Raw genomic sequence first — 2,629 nt, forward strand, 5'->3', positions numbered from 1 at the left:
TTTTGGATTTACCTTATCTTAACAATTTCTGTGTTTTATATTATTATACCAATTGTCATTCCTAAGAAGTTCTAAAAATATAGGGGGAAGGGACGCAAAAAAATATAGCAAACCAGATTGGTGTTCTTACCCCTCCCCTTTTTCTCTTTCATGTTATTTTCTTTATTCCACCTATCTCGGTGTTGGGATTAATTAAAATTCAAGATCAATTTCAGCACCTTTTTTACCGTCTTTCAACCACTCAATGCCAAAACGAATACTTTCTGCAACCTCTATTTTTGTTTGAATATACTCTTGCTCTTTTTTGAAATTATGCTCGTGCATATACCTTGCTTTTTGACGCTTTTCTCTGATTTGAAACTTAAGGTTTTCAAAAAAATGCGTTAATTCCTTTTGGTCAATTTTATCCAAAATTTTTATGTATCATCTAAAACGACCCCAAGCTAACGCTTATTTTCCACTCCAAATAACTAGTACATAATGAGTTTTGGAGTTTACAAAAAAGAGAAGGAAGCCTAACCAATAGGCGAGGGATAAAAGTCTAGCAGAAGTGGACAAATCCGTACTCTTTACAGTGAGAGAAAATTGGCAGATGAAATGTTCTTTGAATTTTAAATTGTAAAATTCTTATTTTAATACCATGCAGGTGGTAAATAAACTAGAGAATGAATTCTTTCACTTTAAGAAGGAATTTGAGGACATGAAGAAAAAGATGAATGGGAAGGGTTTATAAATAGCTAATAATGTAGAATTTAAAATGACCTTAGAAACTAAGGGCTTCAATTATATAGCCAATTGGGGGTATGAATCATTTACTTTGAATACTTATACCAAACTGCTGACCAATTCTATTGGATTTATCTTGCGATCATCATCTTGCTTCTTTACTCGGGTCTTTAAAAAATTATTGCGTATTTGTGAATTTTTACATAATCTTAAGATAGCTTAAATAAGCTCAGTCACCATTCTTTTAGCATTTATTTCAAGTTACCATGGATAAACTTAATCATATAATAAGGAGGACTTGATAGATACAAAGGGGGCTTAATTACAATAAACATGAAGAAAATTAAATTTACCTACATCCTTTGCGCATTATTATTTACGATTAATACTGCTATATCACAAATTCGTACAGGTGCCGACCAAACTTCGAAATATCTAAATTACCTTAAAGGTAAAAAAATTGGAATGGTCGTTAATCCTACTTCAAGAATAGGAAATAAGCCTATTGTAGATAGTCTGATTTCCTTAGGTGTAAATATTGTCAAAGTATTTGGTCCTGAGCATGGGTTTCGTGGAGACCTAGGGGCCGGTGTAAAAGTACCGGATGATATAGATCCAATTACAGGGATCAAAATAGTTTCCTTATATGGAAAAACCAATAAACCTACCAAAGCAATGTTGGAAGATGTAGACTTGATGGTCTTTGACATTCAGGATATCGGAGTAAGATATTTTACCTATATAGCGACTATGCATAGGGTTATGGAGGCCTGTGCAGAGAATAATAAGGAACTACTAATATTAGATAGACCAAATCCGAATGGTTATCTTATTGATGGGCCTATATTAGACATGGCCTATAAATCTGATATCGGAATGCATCCTGTTCCTATTACACACGGAATGACCATAGGGGAGTATGCTCAGATGATCAATGGTGAAGGCTGGTTGGCAAACGGAATAAAATGTAATATTAAGGTAATCCCTGTATTAAATTATAGTCACGACATGGAATATATACCCCCTGTGAACATGTCACCGAACATAAACACCTATCATGCCGCACTTTTGTATCCATCAACTTGCCTATTTGAAGGAACCGTGCTCAGTGAGGGTCGAGGTACTCAATTTCCTTTCACGGTAATCGGTAGCCCGGCATTTAAAGGAATATATGATTTTTCATTCACTCCTGTAAGTATTCCAGAAATGAGCGCGACACCAAAACATCTGAACAAAAGATGCTTTGGACTGGATTTAAGACAACTGGATTTGAAAGAATTAAGAGAAGGAAAGAAAATAGATTTATCCTGGTTAATAGAAACCTACAAAAGATATCCTAACAGATCTATCTTCTTTGACCACAATCAAAGTATACAAATCGTAGTATTTGACAAACTAGCAGGTGGGCCAGGATTGAGGAAGCAGATTATTGCAGGATTATCCGAGGCTGAGATTCGCAAAAGCTGGGAACCGGGATTGGAAAAATATAAGAAGATGCGAAAGAAATACCTAATCTATCCTTAGAATTTCAGCGAACATCTCCTTTTGACAAGTACTACATTTGTGAATGGCAATCCTGTGAGGTTCAAGAATTGAATGTTTAAGGATACCATATTCATTTGTTGGCTTCTGTTACTCCAAAGGATCCTATCTCTAAATTAATGGGAGTGCTAAAAGGAAAAATAGCAATAAAACTATTTAATAGCCACGATGCAGGTGGTAAAGTAAACTAAAGAATGAGTTTTTTGACTTTAAAAAGGAATTTGAGGAGGTGAAGAAGATGATGAAAGGGAAAGGTTAATGAATAGTTAAAAGTGAAGAATTAATAATGACCCAAATAGCTGAGGACTTCAATTTTATTGCCAATTGGGGGTATGATTCATTCACCTTAAACACCTATAAG

Annotated in this window: 2 protein-coding genes and 1 pseudogene; 2 read left to right on the forward strand and 1 reads right to left on the reverse strand. The window is 34.6% G+C overall.

Translation table 11 applies throughout. The annotated features are described in order from the left end of the window. Positions 1–192 precede the first annotated feature (192 nt). Positions 193–411 (reverse strand): hypothetical protein, encoded by a 219-nt coding sequence (locus E1171_RS03135; protein ID WP_155203989.1) that lies wholly within the window; start codon positions 409–411, stop codon positions 193–195. Between the two features lie 648 nt (positions 412–1,059). On the opposite strand from E1171_RS03135, the gene E1171_RS03140 reads away from it, so the two are divergent. Further along, complete coding sequence (locus E1171_RS03140) at positions 1,060–2,250, forward strand: exo-beta-N-acetylmuramidase NamZ family protein (RefSeq protein WP_155203992.1); 1,191 nt, start codon at positions 1,060–1,062, stop codon at positions 2,248–2,250. Between the two features lie 86 nt (positions 2,251–2,336). Continuing rightward, a pseudogene (locus E1171_RS24885) lies at positions 2,337–2,435 on the forward strand (IS200/IS605 family transposase); the annotation flags it as partial. Positions 2,436–2,629: the final 194 nt, after the last annotated feature.

Source organism: Xanthovirga aplysinae, assembly GCF_009711365.1.
Taxonomy (GTDB): domain Bacteria; phylum Bacteroidota; class Bacteroidia; order Cytophagales; family Cyclobacteriaceae; genus Xanthovirga; species Xanthovirga aplysinae.

Bases quoted from the DNA above. Each gene is read 5' to 3' on its own strand.
- E1171_RS03140 (WP_155203992.1), top strand. From the start codon at position 1,060: ATGAAGAAAATTAAATTTACCTACATCCTTTGCGCATTATTATTTACG.